Annotated in this window: 16 protein-coding genes; 10 read left to right on the top strand and 6 right to left on the bottom strand. The window is 72.4% G+C overall.

Annotation, left to right across the window (positions count from 1 at the left end):
* Window positions 1–90: 90 nt before the first annotated feature.
* Genes D458_RS0101275 through D458_RS0101260 form a run of 4 tightly spaced genes read left to right on the top strand, consistent with a single transcriptional unit; the run spans window position 91 to window position 3,296 of the window.
* The gene (locus D458_RS0101275) at window positions 91–852 is read left to right on the top strand and encodes a LamB/YcsF family protein (RefSeq protein WP_017584915.1); all 762 of its coding nucleotides are present in this window, start codon (window positions 91–93) and stop codon (window positions 850–852) included.
* 28 nt (window positions 853–880) lie between these two features.
* Window positions 881–1,492, top strand: coding sequence for a 5-oxoprolinase subunit B family protein (locus tag D458_RS0101270; protein WP_017584914.1), 612 nt, complete (start codon window positions 881–883; stop codon window positions 1,490–1,492).
* A gap of 44 nt (window positions 1,493–1,536) precedes the next feature.
* A complete protein-coding gene (locus D458_RS0101265) occupies window positions 1,537–2,430 on the top strand; it encodes a 5-oxoprolinase subunit C family protein (protein WP_051049567.1) in 894 nt (297 codons plus the stop codon).
* Between the two features lie 50 nt (window positions 2,431–2,480).
* A complete protein-coding gene (locus D458_RS0101260; RefSeq protein WP_017584912.1) occupies window positions 2,481–3,296 on the top strand; it encodes a putative hydro-lyase in 816 nt (271 codons plus the stop codon).
* Window positions 3,297–3,308: 12 nt separating this feature from the next.
* Here the strand turns inward: D458_RS0101260 and D458_RS37820 are convergent, their stop codons facing one another.
* From D458_RS37820 to D458_RS0101240, 3 genes are all read right to left on the bottom strand, one after another.
* Window positions 3,309–4,667: a vWA domain-containing protein gene (locus D458_RS37820; RefSeq protein WP_017584911.1), complete on the bottom strand. Its 1,359-nt coding sequence runs from the start codon at window positions 4,665–4,667 to the stop codon at window positions 3,309–3,311.
* A 128-nt stretch (window positions 4,668–4,795) separates the two neighbouring features.
* Entirely contained in the window at window positions 4,796–5,437 is a 642-nt protein-coding gene (locus D458_RS0101250) for a hypothetical protein (RefSeq protein ID WP_017584910.1), read from the bottom strand.
* Between the two features lie 477 nt (window positions 5,438–5,914).
* A complete protein-coding gene (locus D458_RS0101240) occupies window positions 5,915–6,685 on the bottom strand; it encodes an alpha/beta fold hydrolase (RefSeq protein WP_017584908.1) in 771 nt (256 codons plus the stop codon).
* Window positions 6,686–6,742: 57 nt separating this feature from the next.
* On the opposite strand from D458_RS0101240, the gene D458_RS0101235 reads away from it, so the two are divergent.
* The gene (locus D458_RS0101235) at window positions 6,743–7,093 is read left to right on the top strand and encodes a MerR family transcriptional regulator (protein WP_026118877.1); all 351 of its coding nucleotides are present in this window, start codon (window positions 6,743–6,745) and stop codon (window positions 7,091–7,093) included.
* Window positions 7,094–7,364: 271 nt separating this feature from the next.
* Here D458_RS0101235 and D458_RS0101230 read toward each other — a convergent pair whose 3' ends face one another.
* The 3 genes from D458_RS0101230 to D458_RS0101220 are packed head-to-tail and all read right to left on the bottom strand — an operon-like array spanning window position 7,365 to window position 11,645.
* Window positions 7,365–8,567, bottom strand: a complete 1,203-nt coding sequence (locus D458_RS0101230; protein ID WP_017584906.1) for a glycoside hydrolase family 1 protein — start codon at window positions 8,565–8,567, stop codon at window positions 7,365–7,367.
* A gap of 55 nt (window positions 8,568–8,622) precedes the next feature.
* Entirely contained in the window at window positions 8,623–10,881 is a 2,259-nt protein-coding gene (locus D458_RS0101225; RefSeq protein WP_017584905.1) for a glycoside hydrolase family 3 C-terminal domain-containing protein, read from the bottom strand.
* Window positions 10,878–11,645, bottom strand: coding sequence for a TetR/AcrR family transcriptional regulator (locus tag D458_RS0101220; protein ID WP_026118876.1), 768 nt, complete (start codon window positions 11,643–11,645; stop codon window positions 10,878–10,880). The genes D458_RS0101225 and D458_RS0101220 overlap by 4 nt, the downstream gene beginning before the upstream one ends.
* Window positions 11,646–11,880: 235 nt before the next feature.
* Between D458_RS0101220 and D458_RS0101215 the strand changes: the two genes are divergently transcribed.
* From D458_RS0101215 to D458_RS0101195, 5 genes are read left to right on the top strand one after another with little or no spacing between them, the layout of a single operon-like run.
* On the top strand, window positions 11,881–13,407 hold the full coding sequence (locus D458_RS0101215) for an ABC transporter substrate-binding protein (RefSeq protein WP_017584903.1): 1,527 nt from the start codon (window positions 11,881–11,883) through the stop codon (window positions 13,405–13,407).
* A 5-nt stretch (window positions 13,408–13,412) separates the two neighbouring features.
* Window positions 13,413–14,354 carry an ABC transporter permease gene (locus D458_RS0101210; RefSeq protein ID WP_017584902.1) on the top strand — a complete coding sequence of 314 codons (942 nt, stop codon included), beginning with the start codon at window positions 13,413–13,415 and terminating at the stop codon, window positions 14,352–14,354.
* A complete protein-coding gene (locus D458_RS0101205) occupies window positions 14,351–16,168 on the top strand; it encodes a dipeptide/oligopeptide/nickel ABC transporter permease/ATP-binding protein (RefSeq protein WP_017584901.1) in 1,818 nt (605 codons plus the stop codon). The genes D458_RS0101210 and D458_RS0101205 overlap by 4 nt, the downstream gene beginning before the upstream one ends.
* Complete coding sequence (locus D458_RS0101200; RefSeq protein WP_017584900.1) at window positions 16,165–17,073, top strand: ABC transporter ATP-binding protein; 909 nt, start codon at window positions 16,165–16,167, stop codon at window positions 17,071–17,073. The genes D458_RS0101205 and D458_RS0101200 overlap by 4 nt, the downstream gene beginning before the upstream one ends.
* The gene (locus D458_RS0101195; protein WP_017584899.1) at window positions 17,057–18,634 is read left to right on the top strand and encodes a family 20 glycosylhydrolase; all 1,578 of its coding nucleotides are present in this window, start codon (window positions 17,057–17,059) and stop codon (window positions 18,632–18,634) included. The genes D458_RS0101200 and D458_RS0101195 overlap by 17 nt, the downstream gene beginning before the upstream one ends.
* Window positions 18,635–18,646: the final 12 nt, after the last annotated feature.

Here is an 18,646-nt window from a genome sequence, read left to right as displayed (position 1 = left end):
ACCGAGACACCCGGCAGAGTGGGTGGCGCCGCCACAACGGCGTGGCGGTGCCACCACCGGGTACGAGAACCAGGAAAGAGGAGCAGCACGTTGCGTATCGACCTCAACTCCGACCTCGGCGAGAGCTTCGGCCGCTGGGAACTCGGTGACGACACCGCCCTGCTGTCCATCGTGACCAGCGCCAACGTCGCCTGCGGCTTCCACGCCGGCGACCCCTCGGTCCTGCGCCGCACCACCGCCGAGGCCGCCGCGCGCGGGGTCGCCGTCGGCGGTCACGTGGCCTACCGGGACCTCGCGGGCTTCGGCCGCCGTTTCGTGGACGTTCCGCCCGCCGAACTCACCGACGAGGTGCTCTACCAGCTCGGCGCGCTGTCCGCCTTCACCGCGCTGACCGGCGACCGCATCCGCTACGTCAAACCGCACGGCGCCCTCTACAACACGATCGTCCACCACGAGGAGCAGGCCGCCGCGGTCGTCGAGGCCGTCCGTGCCTTCGACCCCGCCCTGCCCGTCCTCGGCCTGCCCGGTTCGCGTTTCCTGGAGAAGGCCGAGAGGGCGGGCCTGCGCACCTACCGCGAGGCCTTCGCCGACCGTGCGTACACCCCGCAGAGCACCCTCGTCTCGCGGCGCGAACCCGGTGCCGTCCTGCACGACCCCGAGGCCATCGCCGCGCGCTGCCTGCGCATCGCCCGCGGCGAACCCATCGAGGCCGTGGACGGCACCGAGATCCTCGTCGAGGCCGACTCCCTGTGCGTTCACGGGGACAGCCCCGGCGCCGTGGACATCGCCCGGGCCGTGGCGGACCGGCTGCGCGCCGAGGGCGTGACCATCGCCCCGTTCACCTCCGCTTGACCGAGCCCGTACCGATTTGGAGCCGTCCGTGCGCGTTCTGAAGTGCGCAGACACCGGGGTTCTGGTGGAGGTCGCCGACCTCGCCCAGGTCATCGCCCTGGGCGCAGCCCTGCAGGCGGACCCGCTGCCCGGCGTCGCCGACGTCGTCCCGGCCGCCCGCACCGTCCTCCTGCGGCTGGAGCCCGGTGCCGACCCGGCCGCGGTCGCCGAGGCCGTCACCGGGCTCCGACCGACCGCCGAGGTCGGTCAGGGGACGGGGGAGACCGTGACCGTCCCCGTCCACTACGACGGGGAGGACCTCGCCGACATCGCCGAGCTCACCGGCCTCAGCCCTCGCGAGGTCGTGCGCGCCCACACCGCGGCGACATGGACGGTCGCGTTCTGCGGGTTCGCCCCCGGCTTCGGCTACATGGTCGGTGACGACCCCCGCCTGCACGTGCCCCGCAGGGGAGAGGCCCGCACCAGGGTCCCCAAGGGCTCCGTGGCCCTGGCCGGGGAGTTCACCGGCGTGTACCCGCGCAGCTCCCCGGGAGGGTGGCAGCTGCTCGGTCGGACCGACGCCGTGACCTGGGACCTGGACCGGAACCCGCCGGGCCTCCTGCGGCCCGGTGTCCGTGTGCGCTTCGAGGAGGTCGCGTGAACCCGGTGACGGCCGAGGACAGCGCCCGGGAGAGCGATCCCCCGATGCCGGAGAACGCCCTCCCGGGGCCGGACTCCTCCACCGCCCCGGCCCTGGAGATCCTGGCGACCGGGCCGATGACCACCGTGCAGGACGCGGGCCGCTTCGGCCACGCCGCCCTGGGCGTGGGCCGCTCCGGTGCCGCCGACACCGACTCCTACGCCCTCGCCAACCGCATCCTCGCCAACCCGGCGGGCGCCGCCGCCCTGGAGGCCACGCTCGGCGGGCTGAGGGTGCGGGCACGCGGAGCGGTCACGGTCACGGTGACCGGAGCCGAGACGCCGGTCCGGGTGGACGGTCGCGGAGCGGCGGTCAACGAGGTCCTGCACCTGCCCGACGGCGCCGAACTCACGCTGGGCGCACCCGCCCGGGGGCTGCGCTCCTATCTGGCGGTGCGCGGGGGAGTGGCGGTACCGCCCGTGCTGGGCTCACGCAGCACCGACGTGCTCGCCGGGCTCGGCCCCGCCCTGCCCGAGGCCGGTGACGTGCTGCCGGTCGGCCCGGCTCCCACGGCCTTCCCCGACCTGGACCACGTACCGGCCCGCCGGGTCGGTGGCGACCGGGTGGAACTGCGGGTCGAGCTCGGCCCGCGCGAGGACTGGTTCACCGAGCGGGCCCTCAGCGCTCTGCTGTCCGGGGACTACGAGGTGACCTCCCGCAGTGACCGGGTGGGCGCCCGACTGGCCGGACCTGCCCTGGAACGGTCCCGGGAGGGCGAACTGCCCAGCGAGGGCATGGTGGCCGGGTCGCTCCAGGTGCCCCCGGGCGGGGAACCGGTGCTGTTCCTCGCCGACCATCCGGTGACCGGCGGGTACCCGGTGGTCGCGGTGGTGCGCTCCGCCGACCTGCCCAAGGCCGCCCAGGCCCGCCCGGGAACGCGCATCCGATTCGTGTTGTGAGTGCCGTGGTGCCGACGCTCCGGGCCCCGGCACCGTCGAAGGAGGAACCGATGAAGCCCGACCCCGACGACGCGGCCCCCTCCGGGCCGCTCCCGTCCCAGCTCTCCCCCCGGCAGGCCCGCGCCCTGTTCCGGGGCGGCCTGCGCGTACCCACCTCCGGCTACAGCCCCGGCTACGCGCAGGCCAACCTGATCTCCCTGCCGCGTGATCTCGCCTTCGACTTCCTGCTGTTCGCCCAGCGCAACCCCAAGGCCTGCCCGGTGCTGGACGTGACGGAGCCCGGAGAGGTGTCCGCCTCCGTGTTCGACGGGGACCTGCGCACGGACCTGCCCGCCTACCGGGTGTACCGCGGCGGAGAGCTCGTCGAGGAGCGCTCGGACGTCACCGACCTGTGGCGGGACGACCTGGTGTCCTTCCTCATCGGGTGCAGCTTCACCTTCGAGACGCCGCTGCTGGAGGCCGGGGTGCCGGTCCGGCACATCGAGGCCGGTACGAACGTCGCGATGTACGAGACCGACCGGGCCTGCCGGCCGGCGGGACGGTTCTCCGGGCCGCTCGTGGTGTCCATGCGCCCGATCCCGGCCGACCGGGTCGCGGACGCCGTCCGGATCACGTCCCGCTACCCGGCCGTGCACGGGGCGCCGGTCCACGTGGGCGACCCCGCGGCACTGGGGATCGGGGACCTGGACCGGCCCGACCACGGCGACCCGGTGGAGGTCCGGGAGGGCGAGATACCGGTGTTCTGGGCCTGCGGGGTGACCCCGCAGGCCGCCGTCATGGCCTCCGCCCCCGAGTTCGCCATCGGCCACGCCCCCGGCCACATGGCCGTCACCGACGTCCGTGACACCGAGTACCAGGTGCCCTAGCGGGGCCCGGCTCTAGCGTTCCTCCGGGGCCGGGGAGTCGGGGAAGGACTGGTCGGAGCGGTCCCGGCCGCCCCGGAGCCGACCGCCCGGCCTGCCCTGCGGGCCGCGCCCCCGCAGGGCCCCGCTCCGGCTCGCGTGGATGGTCTTCGCCGCCCGTTGGACGTCGTCCTGCTCGGCCTGGGCCGCCATCTGCCCCAACGCCTCGATCTGCGAACCCATCTCCGACCGGACGGCCCCGAACTCCTCGGTGCCCAGGGCCGCACTCATCTCGTCGCGGCTGTTCCGCAGGTGGCGGGAGGCCTCGGCGCGGTGGCCCCGGCGCATCTCGTAGGCGGCCAGGCGCTTGGCCGTCTGCGCCCGCTGGAAGAGGTCCTCGGCCCGGACCTCGGGGCGGCCGACCCGGTCGGTGACCTCCCAGGCGGTCTCCACGGTCAGCTCCAGACGGGTGGTGCGGGTCTCCAGCGTCCCCGGGTCGACGTGGACCAGCTCCACCTCGGCCAGGGGCACCGGGCCGCCGCCGGACCGGGCGTCGGCCTCCGCCAGCACCGCCGTGGACACCCGCAGCAGCAGCCTGCGGCTCTCACCGGAGAAGAAGTCCCCCAGTTCCACCATCAGCGCGCCGTCCTCGAGCCGGGTCGAGAACGTCTCACCCACCACCGACAGCCGTTCCACGTGCGCACCGCCCCGCACCGTGAGCGAGGCCGCCTGCGCGGTCTTGGCCAGCAGGTACTCCGCCTCGTCCGCGATCATCCCGCCGGCGGTGTCCGCGTCCTCCGCGAACAGCGCGCTCCCCGCACCGCCCTGCGCGATCGCGCCGAGCAGTTCCTCGTCGTAGCCGAGCCCGTAGCCCAGGGTGGTGACGGTGATCCCGTGCTCGTAGGCGCCGCGTGCCACGTCCCTCAGCAGGTCGTGGTCGGTGGTGCCCTGGTTGGCGTGCCCGTCGGAGACCAGCAGGAGGGTGGCGCCCCGGCCCTCGCCGGCCCGGCGCGCCTCCTGGATGCCGCGCAGCAGGCCGCTGGACAGGTCGGTACCGCCGTGGGCGCGGATCCCGGAGAGCCGCCGGCGCAGCTGGTCCTTGTCGGTGAGCGGCCCCGCCGGGGCCTCCACCCGGGCCTGGTTGTTGAAGGAGACCAGACCGAAGTGGTCCGCGGGGTCGAGCCGGTCCACGAGGCCGTGCAGCGCCTCGACCACCCCGTGGATGCGGCGGTCGCGGTTCATCGAGCCGCTGCGGTCCAGCACCACCTGGAACGTGGCCGGGGGACGGTCCCCCTCCTCGGTGAGCTCCGGTGCGGTGGCCTCCAGGAGTACGAGGACGGAGTCGGGGGCGTTGAGGGCGAGGACGTCGAACTCCAGCTGTGCTGACAGGCGCATGGGACCGCTCCAGGGGGTGTCGGCTGAACCTCAGCCTAGGCAGTGCCACCGGAACGATCCCGGGATCAGGCCGTCCGGAAGTGGCCAGCGGTCGGTGCGCGCAGCCGTCCGCCGCGGCGCCTCCGTACTCAGGACCGGTCCAGGGCCTCCTTCGCGGTGACCGGTTCCGGGCGCAGCCCCAACCGCCGCAGCTCCAGGGCGGCCAGCTCCGTCACCGTCGCGGGGTCGTTCTCCTGCCAGGCCCCGGCGGGGTCCTCGTGCACCGCCATGAGCCTGGCGGGGGAGGCCGAGGACAGGGCGCGCAGCGCGAGGAGCCGGTTTCGTGCCTCGGGGTTCAGCCCGCTCAGCCGTCTGGTGCTGGTGGCACGGCTGATCCAGCGTGCGCGCGCGGGCAGCCAGGTGGCGGCGATCAGGAACAGCGGAAGGACCGCCACGAGCAGCGGGAGGGTGAGGGACAGCGAGGCCACGGACTCCTGGAAGGAGTCGCCCGCCGCGCTGAGGGACTCGCCGGTCTCGCTGAGGCTGGTGAAGGGGGTGGCCAGGGCGTCCCCGGCGAGGGGGACCTGTCGGACGTTCTCCGCGGCGGTTTCCATGTGTTCGGTGAACCCGTCGCCGGTGTCGGCCATGAGCTCACCGGGTCGGTTCAGGGCCAGGACGACCTCGCGCAGTGACAGGGCCGCGGAGATCCACGCGAACACCCAGACCAGCGCGAAGAGGTCGGACACGAGTTGGAGGCAGGCGCGGACGGGGGTGTCGGCGTACAGCTTCACAAAGGCTCCCGGGGGTGAGGAGAGGGGTGGGAATGGGGCCCACCCTTCCCCGTTACCCGTTTCCGCCCCTGAACACCCACCTCGCGGCCCTGCTCCTGAACACCTGCCCGGGACACCGCTGGACCGATCGGCCGCCGAGAGCGCCCTCGGGGCAGGGAAGAACGCTCTCCGAGACCGAGCCGGCCGGAGGCTGCCCCGAGTCCCTCGCCGTCTCCTCCGACGGCGAGGGACGGGATCCGTACTGGAGTCCGGCCTGGTGAGCGTCTTCGATGGCCTGGAACGCCGGATCGGCTAGGGCCTGTTTTTCTGGATGCTTTCGCTCGTGTCGGCGGAGCCGACATCGAGCGAGCGGCCGTCCAGGCAATCTCTCGCCAGACGATGAGCGAGAGTCAGCCCGGGTCTGGCTGTCCGAGCGACATCGGCGCAGCGAGAGGCAGCCTGGTGGTCGCGAGCGCGGAATGATCCAAAAAACAGGCCCTAGGGGTGCCGCCCGAGGAAGTCCCGGACCGCCGCCCGCCAGGCCTCCGGGGCCTCGGCGGCGATCAGGTGCCCGGACTCCACCTCCACCAGCTCGGCACCCGGGATGCCCGCGGCCAGCTCCCGAGAGCGTGCGGGGGAGGCCAGCCGGTCCAGGGTCGCCGCCACCACCAGGGTGGGCACGGCGATGTCGGCCAGTTCCCCGGTGGTGTCGGAGGCGACCACCAGGTCCACCTGTTCGGGGGTGCCCTCGGGTACGAAGCCCGCCAACCACGCCACCGATTCCTCCAACTCGTCCGGAGACATCGCCTCCAGCGCCGGATCGCCGGCGGCCACCAGGGTGAGGAACCGGGCGAGCAGCTCGCGCTCGCCGTCCAGCAGTTCCCGCCAGACCCTGGTCGCCAACCGCATCCGGTTGTCCATCCGGGCGAACCCGGCGGTCAGGACCAGCCCCGTGACCCGGTCGGGGTGCCGGGTCGCGGCCCGCACCGCGATCGCGGTCCCCAGCGAGTACCCGAGGATCGTGAACCGTTCCACGCCCGCGCCCACGGCGGTGGCGACCATGGTGTCGGCGACCGTGTCCAGGTCCAGGGGGACGGTGCTGCGCGGGGTGGCGCCCGAACCGGGGAGGTCCGGGGCCACTACCGTGTGCGTCGAGGTCAGATCGTCCATGAGCGGGCCGAAGTTGGCCTCGGCCCCGCCACCGCCGCCGTGTGCGAGCAGCAGGCCGGGACCGGAACCCTTGACTGTGTGGGAGAAGTGTTCAACCATGCGGCGACGGTAGGCAGTGACACCAGTGTGAAGGTCAAGAGTGAGGCGGGTCACGGGATGCTGATCGGGGAGCTTTCTGAGCGCACCGGCGTGAGCCGCAGGCTGCTGCGCTACTACGAGGAGCAGGGGCTGCTGGAGTCCACGCGGTCCGCCAACGGGTACCGCGTCTACGAGGAGGAGGCCCCGCGCACGGTCCGGCACATCCGCGCGCTCCTGGACATGGGACTGACCACCCGGACCATCTCCTCGGTCCTGCCGTGCGCGACCGGTGACGAGCGCGAACCCCTGGAGCTGGAGATGTGCCCGAGCCTGCTCGGGACCATCCGCCGTGAACTGGCCGAACTGGACGCCCGCATCGACGAGCTCCAGCGCAACCGCGGCGCCCTGGCCCAGCAGATCGGCTGCTGAGAGCGTTCTCCCGGACCGGGAGAGCGCTCTTCGAGGACGCGTCCCGAGCGGCGCCTCCCCCGGACGGCTCTTCCGGGTCGAGGACCGCCCGTCCGGCGGTGGCAGCGCCGCCACGCACCGCCGAACGCTGGACCGTCCTTGGGCGGACCGAACCAGGGGGTGGGCCGCTCACCGCGCGGAACGCGACGGTGAACGGCCCATCCACACCAGTTGCCAGGCCATGGCCAGGGTGTTTCCCGGATCCGCCCGGGCCCGCCCGACCGCGTTCGGCTCAGCTCGGGAGCTCACCCCGGCGGGCGAGGTCCCCGTACCAGCGGCCGCTGGGCTTCACGGTGCGTCCGAAGGTCTCCCGATCCACCCCGACCAGGCCGAACGTGGGCTCCCACGTGCCCCACTCGTAGTTGTCCAGCAGTGACCAGTGCAGGTATCCGCGCACGTCCACCCCGTCGGCGATCGCGCGGCCCAGCCCGGCCAGGGCGCCGGTGGTGTACTCGATCCGCTCGTCGTCGGAGGCGGTGGCGATGCCGTTCTCCGTCACCAGGACCGGGACCCCGCCGGTGCGTTCGGCAGTGTGCCGGACCGCGCCTTCCAGGGCCTGCGGGTGGAACTCCCACCCGGTGATCGTGCGGCGTGTGCCCGATTCCGGCTCCCTCGGCCCTTCGGGGCCGATCACCACCCGGGTGTAGGCCTGCACCCCGACGAAGTCGTCGTCCTTCGCGGCGTCCAGGAACTGGTCCTCGCGGGTGTAGGACCACTCGGCGACCAGGTCGTCCGCCCCGTCGACCGCCTCGAAGTTCTGGTTGGCGACGGTCCACCCGGTGCGCAGCCCGGACAGGTCCGACAACTCCTCGCGGGCGGCGTGGTGTGCGGCGATCAGCGCCTCGGACGCCGCCTGGTCCGGCGGCGGCATCGCCCCGGCGACCAGGTGCCGGTGCTCACCGTCCTCCTTCCCCGACGGCTCGGCGGCGGCGCGCCGGGCTCCGGTGATCATCGCGAGCATGTTCGGCTCGTTGACGGTGCACACCCAGGGAACACCGTCCAGGATCGCCTTGGCCTGGCGCACGTAGCGGCGGAACAGGTCGACGCCGTCCGTCCCGAGCCACCCGCCCCCGGCGCTGAACCAGGCGGGGGAGGTGAAGTGGTGCAGCGTGACCACGGGCGTGATCCCGCGCTCCAGGCAGCCCTCCACCATCCGTCGGTAGTGGGCCAGCTCGGCCAGGGAGAAGTGCCCCGGGACGGGTTCGATCCTGGCCCACTCGATCCCGAACCGGTAGCTGTTCAGCCCCAGGTCCCGGACGATGTCCAGGTCCTCGCGCCACCGGTGGTAGCTGTCACAGGCGTCGCCGCTGCGCTCGGGCAGCATCGGGGTCCCGGACTGTTCCAGCGCCCAGACGTCGCTGTCGGTGTTGTTGCCCTCGACCTGGTGTCCGGCGGTGGCCGTGCCCCACAGGAAGCCCTCGGGAAGGTTCGTCATCGTGTTGTTGCCCCTGCTCCCGCTCGTTCGATCCCGGTTCCGCTCCGACCCCGGCTCAACCGGTGATCTCGCCGCGCGCGACGGCCGCCTGCCGTCGGGCCTCGATGTCGTCGACCAGCAGGTCGAGCATCTCCTCGGTGACACCCAGACCGAAGGTCCGCAGCGTGATGATGGGCAGGGAACGGGCCATCTCCAGCATCTCGGCGGGCACGTCGTCGAGTCCGGGGAAGGAGGCGATCACCTCCTCCATGACCGGGCCGCCGATGGGGTGGGTGCGCCACTCGCCCACGGTGCAGTACTTGGTCAGCTTCCGCACGTACCGGTCGCCCGCGGTGGTGATCTCGGCGCGCAGCGGCAGGTCCCGTGAGGAGGCTCCGACGGCGACGGTGTAGGTGCCCGCGGCCAGGGACCAGCGCTGGTCCCCGGCGTCCCAGACCGACAGGTCGCGTCCGGTCAGCGGGAGGTCGATCCGGGCGCTCTCACCCGGCTCCAGCGCCACCTTCGCGAACCCGCGCAGCTCCCGCACCGGGCGGGTCGGGTGGTCCTGCTCGACCCCCGTGTACAGCTGGGCGACCTCCTGGCCGGGCCGGTCGCCGGTGTTGGTGACAGTGAACGACACCGTCCACGCGTTCTCCCCGTCCTGCCCTCCGGCGGGGGTCACCTCCAGACCGGAGTAGGCGAAGCTCGTGTAGGTGAGCCCGTACCCGAAGGGGTAGGCGACCGGCACGTCCAGGGTGTCGAAGTGGCGGTAGCCGACGAACACGCCCTCGCCGTGGCGGACCTCGCTGTTCTCGCCCGGGAAGTTCAGGTACGTGGCGTGGTCGCGCAGCCGGACGGGGATGGTCTCGGTGAGGCGGCCGGACGGCGAGGCCGCCCCGGTCAGGACGTCCACGACGGCGGCCCCGCCGGCCTGGCCCAGCAGCCAGCCCTCCAGAACGGCGTCCGCCCGGTCCTGCCACTCGGACACGGAGACCACGCCGCCGTTGGACAGCACGACCACCACCTGCTCGCCGGCCTCGCGCACCCGGGCGAGCAGCTCCAGCTGCGGCGCGGGCAGGCTGATCGTGGTCCGGTCGTAGCCCTCGGACTCCGCGGAGTCGGGCAGACCCAGGAAGAGCACCGTGGTGTCCGCCTCGCGGGCCGCCGCCACGGCGTCCTCGACCAGTGCGGGGTCCTCGGTTCCGTCCAGGGTGAACCCGGCGGCGAACCGCACGCTCTTCAGCGTTCCCGCCTCGACCGCCGTGCCGAACTCCTCCAGCGCGCTGTGCACCTTGGTCGGCACCACGTGGGAGGAGCCGCCGCCCTGGTAGCGGGGGGTGCGGGCGAACTCGCCGACCACGGCCACGGAGCGGTCCGCGGCCAGCGGCAGCGCGCCGCCCTCGTTCTTCAGCAGGACCAGGGCCTCACGGGCGGCCTCCCGCGCCAGGGCGTCGTTGGCCTCGTGCTCCAGCGGGCGGGAGGTGTCGGTGGACACCCGTTCCTGGACCCGCTTCAGCCGCTCCACCACGGTGTCCAGCACGGACTCGTCGAGCTCGCCCCGCTCCACGGCCGCCACGACGAGATGGTCGGTCCCGCTCGGCGGCATCTCCAGGTCGAGCCCGGCTCGGACCGCGGCGACCCGGTCGACGACGGCGCCCCAGTCGGAGACCACCACACCGTCGAACCCCCACTCGTCGCGCAGGAGCTCGGTCAGCAGCCACGGGTCCTGGCTCGTGTAGGTCCCGTTGAGCCGGTTGTAGGAGCTCATCACCATGGCGGGTTCGGTGGTGCGGATGACCTCCTCGAACGCGGGGAGGTAGATCTCGCGCAGGGTGCGGTCGTCGACCTCGGCGCTGACCCGGTGCCGGTCGGTCTCCTGGTTGTTGGCGGCGAAGTGCTTCACGCACGCGCCGACCCCCTGGGACTGGATGCCCTCCACCAGCGCCGCGGCGATCCGCGCGGTGACGTGGGGGTCCTCGGAGACGTACTCGAAGTTGCGGCCGCACAGGGGCGAACGCTTGATGTTCATGCCCGGGCCGAGGACCACGTCCACGCCCAGCGAACTGGCCTCGCTGCCCAGGGCCGCGCCGACCCTGCGCACGAGGGCCGGGTTCCAGGTGGAGCCGAGCCCCACGGCGGGCGGGAAGCAGGTGGAGGGGACGCTGCCGCCGATGCCGAGGTGGTCGCCCTCGTCGGGCTGGTGGCGCAGTCCGTGCGGGCCGTCGGCCAGGTGGAGGGGGCGCAGTACGCCCTCCACTCCGGTGCTGTGCCAGGTGTCGGAGCCGGAGGTGGCCGAGGCCTTCGCGGCGAGGTCGAGGCGGGGGTCGTTGCTCATCTGGGCCTTTCCTGGGTGGGGCTGGTTCCACTCGTGGGGTCGGTGCCACTCGAAGGGATGGTGTCGCTCGTGGGGCCGGCGCCACCGCTGGGGGTGGCGTTCTCTGTGTGGTGGGAGTCGTCCGCGGGACCGTCCGGTACGGGGATCCCGAGGGTGCGGAGGAAGGAGACGACCGCGGACCGCATGTCGACGGCGCTCGGGTCGAGGAGCCACTGGACCTGCAGCCCGTCCTGGAGGGCCAGGAACTGCTGGGCGGCCACCTCCGGAGTGGGCGCCGGGTGGGGGGAGGACTCCGGGCGCCGGTCGAGCAGTGCGGCGAAGGCCGGGACGAGGAGTCCGCGCAGGATCTGGTACCGGCCGAAGAAGTACTCGTGCGCCGGGTGCCCGGGGTCGGTGGCCTCGGCGGACAGGTTGACGTACAGGGAGACCAGGCCCGGGGTGCCCGTGTTGCGCTCGACGATCTTCACGATGTTGTCGATGAGCTCCCCGTGGCTGATCCCCTCGTCGAGGACCAGGGGGGCGTCCACCGCGTCACGCCTGCTCAACACGTGTATGAGGGTGGCCTCCTTGTTGGGGAAGTGGTGGAGCACCCCTGCGTGGGTGAGTCCGGCGTGCGCCGCGATATCGCGCAGGGACACCGCCCGGTAGCCGGACCGGGAGAACAGCTCCGTCGCGGAGTCGATGATGCGCTGCCGGGTGCGCTCCCCCTTGCTCATGCGGGGGGTCCGACTCAGGCGCTGCCGGGCGCGCTCTCTGTCCGTCACGGGACGGTCTCCTAGCGGGTTGTTATGTGTTCGTGTCGAACGGCCTCTTCGGCGGCCGTGAAGGCCGTGATGGCTCCGAGATTACGGTTCCAGCGCCCGTCTCCCGCTCTTCCGGGACCGGTTCCTCGTGTTGTACGGTGACCGACACAAAACTTACCATGTGGTTAATTTGTGGTGCCAGACACATTAGTCGATTCCCGGAGCCCTTTCCGGGCCTTGCTCATCGGAGTGGGACATGCAGACGAAAACCCGCGTCAACGCAGGTGTGGCAGCCACCGGCGCGCTCGTGCTCATGCTGGCCGGCTGTTCCACGGGCGGCGGTGACACCGGCTCCTCGTCCCTGACGATCGGGAGCATGACCGTCCCGCAGAGCCTGGACCCGGCCGAGGCGATGGGCAGCGCGCTGCCCTACTTCCAGGCGGTCTACGACACGCTCGTCAAGCGCGAACCCGACGGCGGGTACACGCCGATGCTCGCCACCGAGTGGACCTACGACGAGTCGCTCACCGAGCTCACACTCACCCTGCGCGACGACGTCACCTTCGACGACGGAACGCCCTTCGACGCCGAGGCGGTCAAGGCCAACCTCGAACGCTTCCGCGACGGTGGCGGCGGCCAGGCCCAGACCCTCGCCCTCCTGGAGGAGGTGGAGGCCGTCGACGGCACCACCGCCGTCCTGCACCTGGCCCAGCCCAACCCGGCGATGCTGTACTACCTCAGCGACGCCGCCGGGCTCATGGCCAACCCCGCCGCCTTCGACGGCGACTCCCTCACCACCGACCCCGACGGCACCGGCCCCTACGAACTCGACAAGGGCCGCACCGCCGTCGGCACCACCTGGGCCTACACCCGCGCCGAGGACTACTGGGGCGAGGACCTGCCCTACGAAGAGATCGCCATCAACCTCTTCGACAACGAGAACGCGATCGTCAACGGCGTCCGCACCGGCCAGATCAACGCCGCCCTCCTCCAGGACGTCGATCAGCAGGCGGTCGCGGAAACGGACCCGGACGTGGCGACCCAGCCCCAGGCCATCGACTACCAGGGCATCATCCTGTTCGACCGGGACGGGCACATCACCCCCGAACTCGCCGAGCCCGGGGTCCGTCAGGCGATCAACCACGCCATCGACCGCGAGACCATGCTCGAACAGCTCCGCGACGGCCAGGGCGAGGTCACCAACCAGATCTTCGGCACCGAGAGCGACGCCTACGACCCCGAGCTGGACACCTACTACGACCACGACCCCGAACGCGCCCGCGAACTCCTCGCCGACGCCGGGTACCCCGACGGCTTCGAGCTGACCCTGCCCCGCATGAGCCAGATCGTCACCGACCCCATGGCGACCAGCCTCCAGAGCGACCTCGCCGAGATCGGCATCGATCTGACCTGGGACAACCTGGACCAGGGCAGTGCCCTGAACAGCATCTTCACCGAGCAGGCCTACCCGGGGATGGTCATGAACAACGCCCAGCTCGCGGAGGACTGGGTCACGGTCACGGAACTGGTCCTGCCCGGCACCTTCAACTTCTTCGGCGCCACGGACGACACCATCGAGGACCTGGTCGAGACCATCCGGTCCGCACCCGAGGGCGAGGCGGCCGACGAGGTGCGGGCGCTCAACCGCCACCTCGTGGAGCAGGGCTGGTTCGTGCCCTTCTACCGGATGACCTACCTGCACGTCAGTGACGGCACCGTCGACGTCGAGCCCCAGTCCGGCATGGCCGTCCCGTCCCTGTACAACTACGCCCCCGCCGAGTAGGCCCCATGACCTCGTTCATCCTGCGGAGGCTGGGGTCGGGGCTCCTGCTCCTGGTCGTCATCTCCGCCCTCGCCTACCTCCTCCTGTCCCTGCCCGGAACCGACGTCGGCCGCCACGTCCTGGGCCCCGCCGCCCCGCAGGACGCCGTCGACGCGCACAACGCCGGGCTCGGGCTGGACCGGCCCGTGGCCGTGCGCTACCTCGACTGGCTGACCTCCGCCCTCCAGGGCGATCTCGGCCGGTCCTGGTTCACCAGCGAGGACGTCTCACTGGCCCTGGCCAACCGGCTGCCGGTCACCTTCAGCCTGATGATCGGGGTCACCCTCGTCACGGCCGTGGTCTCGTTCGGCCTCGGCGTGTGGGCCGGGGTGCGCCGCGGCGCCGTGGACCGGGCCGTGCAGCTGGTCAGCGTATTCGGCTACGCACTGCCCGGCTTCCTCGTCACACTGATCATCGTGCTGGTGTTCGCGGTCCGGCTCGGCTGGTTCCCCGCCATCGGCTACACACCCTTCAGCCGGTCCCCGGGCGGCTGGCTCGCCACCGTCACCCTGCCGGTCCTGTCGCTGTCCGTCGCCGGGATCGCGGGCGTCGCACAGCAGGTGCGCAGCTCCGTCATCGACGTCATGGGCCGCGACTACGTGCGCACGCTCAGGGCACGCGGCCTGCCCACCTCGCGGGTGGTCTTCCGCCATGTGCTGCGCAACGCCGCCACCCCGGGCCTCACCGTGCTCGGCATGCAGTTCGTCGGCCTCCTCGGCGGCGCGGTCATCGTGGAGCAGATTTTCGGCCTGCCCGGCATCGGAGCGATGACCGTCCAGTACACGACCCGGGGGGACATCCCCGTGATCATGGGCGTGGTCATGGTGTCCGTGATCGGCGTCATCCTCATCAACCTGCTCGTGGACGTCCTCGTCGGCTGGCTCAACCCGAAAGCGAGGGTTGCGTGAGCACCTCCGTCACACCGAGCACACCGAGCACACCGAGCACGCCGGGTACGGCCGTCACGTCCCCGACCGCCCCCACCGGGCCGAAACGGCGGTCGGGAACGGCCCGGCGCTTCCTCACCAGCCCCCAGGCCCTGGGAGCGTCCCTGGTCCTGGCGGCCGTCGTCGTCCTCGTCGTGTTCGCCCCGCTGTTCACCGCGCACGATCCCAACGCCGCCGACCTCAAGGACGCCTTCGGTGCGCCCGGCGGCGGCCACCTGCTCGGCTTCGACTCCTCCGGCCGCGACGTGTGGTCCCGGCTGCTCCACGGCGGCCGCAACACCCTCGGCGGCGCCCTCCTCGCGGTGGCCGTCGCCCTCGCCGTCGGTGTGCCCACCGGCCTGGCCGCCGGATACTACGGCGGCTGGTTCGACTCCGTGTCCAACTGGTGGGTCAACCTGGTCATGGCACTGCCCGCCATGGTCGTCCTGCTGGCCACCCGTGCGGTCCTCGGCACCACGGTGTGGGTTCTGATGGTCGTGCTCGGCGTCCTGGTCGCGCCCGGCTTCTACCGGCTGGTGCGCGGAACCGTGGCGGCGATGCGCGGCGAACTGTACGTGGACGCCGCGCGGGTGTTCGGCCTGCGCGACTCGCGGATCATCGTCCGCCACGTCCTCGTCGTGGTGCGCGCCCCCGTCATCATCCAGGGCGCCCTGGTCGCCGGGATGGCGATCGGCCTCCAGGCCGGTCTGGAGTTCCTCGGCATCGGCAGCGGGGACCTGCCCACCTGGGGCGCCATGCTCAACGAGGCCTTCACCAACATCCAGCGGGCACCGGTGTTCATGCTCTGGCCCGGACTCGCGCTCGGCCTCACCAGCGCCGCCCTGGTCCTGCTCGCCGCCTCCCTGCGCGACGTCCTGGAGGACCGGGGCACCGCGCCCGCCACCGGCCGCGGGGCCCGCCGGCTCGGCGCCGACGCCCCCACCACCCTGGACAGCGCCGGGGAGCGGGCCGACCTGCTCTCCGTGCGCGATCTCGCGGTCACCTACACACTCGCCGACGGCAGTTCCCGCGAGGTCGTCCACGGCGTCGACCTGGACGTGCGCCGCGGCGAGGTGCTCGGGCTGGTGGGCGAGTCCGGCTCGGGCAAGACACAGACCGCCTTCTCCGTGCTCGGCCTGCTGCCGGAAGGCGGCCGCGTGTCCAGGGGAAGCATCCTGCTGGACGGCACCGAGGTGGTGGGTTCGGCGGAGAAGGAGATGCGGAACCTGCGCGGGGACACCGTCGCCTACGTCCCCCAGGAACCCATGAGCAACCTGGACCCCGCGTTCACCATCGGCGACCACCTCACCGAACCGCTGCGGGTCAAGCTCGGCCTGTCCAGGACCCAGGCCCGCGCACGCGCCCTGGACCTGCTCCGGCAGGTGGAGATCCCCGACCCCGAACGCACGTTCCGCAGCCACCCGCACCAGATCTCCGGCGGCATGGCCCAGCGCGTGCTCATCGCCGGGGCGATCTCCTGCGACCCCGACCTGCTCGTCGCCGACGAGCCCACCACCGCGCTCGACGTCACCGTGCAGGCCGAGGTCCTCGGGCTCCTGCGGCGCCTCCAGGCCGAACGCGGCATGGGCGTGCTCCTGGTGACCCACAACCTCGGCGTGGTCGCGGACCTGTGCGACCGGGTCGCCGTGATGCGGCAGGGGCGGATCGTGGAGGTGGGCACCACCGAACAGATCCTCCGCGACCCGCAGGAGGACTACACCCGAGGCCTGCTCGACGCGGTACTCGACGACACCCCGGCCCGCGAGCCGTGGCAGCCCCGGGAGGCGGCCCAGTGACCGACCCACGCACCGTGACCGGCCCCGGCACCGATCCGCACGCGGACGCCGACAGGCTCCGGGAAGCCGGCCCGGACCCGCTCCTGGACATCCGCGACCTGCGCGTCTCCTTCCCCGGCAAGGGGTGGCGGGCACGGCGGGTGGAGGTCCTCAAGGGCGTGTCCCTGGACATCCGGCCCGGCGAGACGGTCGGCCTGGTGGGGGAGTCCGGTTCGGGCAAGTCCACCATCGGCCGGGCCGTCCTCGGCCTGGTCCCCGTCGCCGGCGGCAGCATCCACTTCGACGGTGAACGCGTCGACGTCGCCTCCCGGCGCAGGCGGCGCCGGCTCAGCCGCGACATCCAGGTGGTCTTCCAGGACCCCTACACCTCGCTCAACCCCTCCCTGCTCATCGGGGACACCCTCGCCGAACCCCTGCTCGCCCACGGCGTGACGGCCGAGGACGCCCGGACGCGGGTGGCCGACCTGCTCGACCGGGTGGCGCTGCCGCACGACGCCGTGCACCGGCTGCCCCGCGAGTTCTCCGGCGGCCAGCGCCAACGCGTCGCCATCGCCCGCGCCCTGGCGATCTCGCCCCGCCTGATCGTGTGCGACGAACCCGTCTCCGCCCTGGACCTCACCACGCAGCGCACCGTCATGGACCTGCTGCTGGAGATCCAGGAGCGCACCGGGGTGGCCTACCTGTTCGTCTCCCACGACCTGTCCGTGGTGCGGGCGCTCAGCCATCGGGTCGCGGTCATCCACCGCGGAGAGATTGTCGAGTACGGCGGGGCCGAGCAGGTCACCACCGACCCCGAACACCCCTACACCCAGCGGTTGCTGCTGTCCGCCCCGGTCGCCGACCCGGGCCGCCAGCGCCGGCGCCGCGCCGAGTACGAGAGGCGATTCCATGCGGACGCGAACTGAACCGGCCGGTCTGGTCCCGGCCCCCGCCGAACAGCACACCGGAGCGCTGGTCCGGATCGGCTCCGGCGGGCGGCTGACCCTGTCCGGCGCCGCTCCGGAGGCCGCGGACTGGTTCGCCTGGGCGGTCGGGGTCCTGCACGGGCTGCGGGCCGAACCCGTGCTCGAGGGTGCGGACGTGCTGGTCTCCACGGAGGCGGAGCCCGCGGAGTTCGCCCCGGTCGCCCCGGTCACCGGGGTGGACCCGCGCCCCGAACCCGGCGCGGACGAACGCCACCGCCTGACCGTCTCCGAAGGGCTGGTGCGGCTCTCCTCGGCCGGCGTGGAGGGTGCCTTCCGTGCGCTGACCAGCCTCGTCCAGATCATCAGCGTGGACGACGAGGGAGGGGTGTGGGCTCCCGGCGGCGTGATCACGGACGGCCCCCGGTACGCCTGGCGGAGCCTGTCCCTGGACGTGGTCCGCCACTACTTCACCCCGGACGAGGTACGGCGGGTGATCGACCTGATGGCGCTGTACAAGTTCAACGCCCTGCACCTGCACCTGACCGACAGCGAGGGGTGGCGGCTGGAATCGCGGGCCTGGCCCGGACTGACCCGGCCCCGGGCGGACGGCACCCGCGAGTACTACACCCGCGAGGAGTTCGCCGACCTCGTCGCCCACGCCGCGCGCTGCCACATCACCGTGATCCCGGAGGTGGACCTGCCCGGGCACACCCGGTGGGCCTTCGACGCCTACCCCGAACTGGCGGGTGGTATCGAGTACCCGCATCCCCGACTGCGCTACCTGCACCCGGACTCCGAGGCCGCGCGCCGGTTCGCCGGGGACGTCATCGCCGAGTTCGCCGAGGCCGCGCCGGGGCCGTTCCTGCACCTGGGCGGGGACGAGCCGTTCGGGATGGGGCACGAGGACTATGCGGCCTTCGTCCGCCTCACCCACCAGTGGGTTCGTGAACAGGGCAAACGCGTGGTGGGCTGGCAGGAGACCGCCCGCGCCGGCGTCCTCGGCGGTGAGGACGTCCTCCAGTACTGGATCGGCGCTCCGGACGAGTTCGACCCCGAGGCGATCAAGAAATCTGTGCCCGAGGAGTACCACCCGCTGGTCGACCAGGCGGCCGAGACCTTCCGGATCTCACCCGCGGATGTCCCGGCCGCGACCGAGGCGGGCGTGCCGGTCCTGATCTCGTCGAACTCACGCCTCTACCTGGACCGGCCGTACGCGGACGCGTGCGCCGATCCCGTTCAGGAAGGTGACCGGGGCCGCCTGGGGCTGCCCGCCTACCCGCCGATCACCGTCGAGGACTCGTTCGGCTGGGACCCGGCGGAGACCGCGGAGGGCCTTGCCCCTGGCACGGTCGTCGCCGGCGTGGAGGCCGCGATCTGGGGCGAGACCCTCACCGGCTTCGGCGATCTGGCCTTCCTCCTGCTGCCCCGCCTGCCCGGAGTCGCGGAGAAGGCCTGGACCCATCCGAGGACCGAGTGGAAGGACCACCGCGCCCGCTTGAACGGCCACCCGCCACTCTGGAACGCCCTGGGTTTCGAGAACCACTTCCGCCCCGAGAGCTGAGCCAGATCCCGT

This window comes from Nocardiopsis ganjiahuensis DSM 45031 (assembly GCF_000341085.1).
GTDB lineage: Bacteria > Actinomycetota > Actinomycetes > Streptosporangiales > Streptosporangiaceae > Nocardiopsis > Nocardiopsis ganjiahuensis.
This window is presented reverse-complemented; position numbering and strand designations above follow the sequence as displayed.